Here is a 1,665-nt window from a genome sequence, read left to right as displayed (position 1 = left end):
AGAAGCCGTATCTCAACCGATCTTGGAGCGTGTGGATCGAACAGAGTTCCTGGTCGGGTGATCTTTCGGCGGTACGCGCATGAAGGCAGGGCCTCCTGGTAGCTCGGGGGTGCGACCCCATTCCGAGCGGTTCCCGGAGGCCCTGTTGTCGTTGTTGTACGCGCCCGAGCCCGTTGACTTCAACTCGCCCGCCATGTCGTGCGATTGCCTCGCGCACGTGTACGGCAACGCGGCCGATCATCCCGATCGGGTGCGCCGGTATCCGTCGGACATGACGGACGCGGAGTGGGCGGCCGTGCGGCCGTTGTTGCCGGTGCCGGCCTGGCTTCAGGGGCGGGGCGGACGGCCCGAGGGCTACTGCCACCGGCAGCTGCTGGACGCGGTCCGCTATCTGGTCGCGGGCGGGATCTCGTGGCGGGCGCTGCCCGCGGACTTCCCCGATTGGGGCCGGGTTTACGCTTTCTTCCGCCGCTGGCGCGAGCACGGGCTGATCGCCGAGTTCCACGACCGGCTGCGCGGGAAGGTCCGTGAACGCGAGGGCCGCGAGGCCGAGCCCACGGCGGGGATCATCGACGCGCAGTCGGTGCGGGCCGCCGCGACGGTGCCGGCCTCCTCACGCGGCTACGACGGCGGGAAGAAGGTGCCGGGCCGCAAACGGCACATCGTGACCGACACACTCGGTCTGCTCCTGGTCGTCGCGGTCACCGCCGCGAACATCGGCGACCGCGACGCCGCGGCGGGCCTGCTGACCCGGCTGCGCCGCCTGCACCGCGACATCACCCTCGTCTGGGCCGACGGCGGCTACACCGGCGGCCTCGTCGGCTGGTGCCGGGACAAACTCGCTCTGACCTTGGAGATCGTCAAGCGCACCGACGACATGACAGGGTTCGTGGTGCTGCCCAGGCGCTGGGTGGCAGAGCGCACGTTCGCGTGGTTGATGAACTCCCGCCGTCTGGCCCGGGACTACGAGACCCTGCCCGCCACCAGCGAGGCGATGATCCGGTGGTCGATGGTCACGCGGATGAGCCGGCGTCTGGCACGGCCACGGGCCGCCGGCCGGCACTGAATGCCCCCGACGCCTCCAGGAGAAGCCACCCGCGCTCCGCCAGGCGCCGGGCTTTCGACCGCAGCCCCTCGACCTTCGCCGGCGTCGCGTCAAGGCCCAGCTCCACCGCGATCTCCTTGGCTCGAAGCGGCCCCTGCCCCGTGGACCGCTGCTGTTCCAGCACGCCCAGAATCCGCTGATAGTCCGGCGCCAGAACCGTCACCGGCAGCCCTTCCCGCCAGGGCGGCACCGTCGAGCCTGGCACCGGCGCGAGCGACGGCGCCGCTTCCTCCTGCGCCTCGGTCGTGGTCACGGCAGTGGACTCGGCCGCAGCAACTGCCAGGGCCTCGAGCAGTTCCTCCCGCGCGATCACCCGCCGGTCCAGCTCGATCTCCGCGGCCTCCAACACCGCAGCCAACCGCGCGACTTCCTCCCGCAAGCCCTCCACCCGCACGCGAGCAGCCGCCTCTCGCTCCTCCAGCATTCCCAGCACCGACGCCACCGCGCACCCCTCGACCATGAAGCGGACACAAGACGTCGCGATGCCTCCCTCAACCCGAGCGAAACCATGCCTGACCAGCAGGAATCAAGGGATCACGTTCGGTTGAGATACGGCTTCT

The 1,665-nt window shown here is 70.3% G+C and carries 2 protein-coding genes; one reads left to right on the top strand and one right to left on the bottom strand.

The features are described 5' to 3' along the window. The first annotated feature begins 271 nt into the window (after positions 1-271). Positions 272-1,066, top strand: coding sequence for an IS5 family transposase (locus tag ABZ027_RS43155; RefSeq protein WP_356778596.1), 795 nt, complete (start codon positions 272-274; stop codon positions 1,064-1,066). Here ABZ027_RS43155 and ABZ027_RS43150 read toward each other — a convergent pair. Further along, the gene (locus ABZ027_RS43150) at positions 1,014-1,565 is read right to left on the bottom strand and encodes a hypothetical protein (protein WP_356778594.1); all 552 of its coding nucleotides are present in this window, start codon (positions 1,563-1,565) and stop codon (positions 1,014-1,016) included. The genes ABZ027_RS43155 and ABZ027_RS43150 overlap by 53 nt on opposite strands. Positions 1,566-1,665: the final 100 nt, after the last annotated feature.

This window comes from Streptomyces sp. NPDC006332 (assembly GCF_040612855.1).
Classification (GTDB): domain Bacteria; phylum Actinomycetota; class Actinomycetes; order Streptomycetales; family Streptomycetaceae; genus Streptomyces.
The sequence above is the reverse complement of the archived record's forward strand: the minus strand, read 5'-3'. Positions and strand labels throughout refer to the sequence as shown.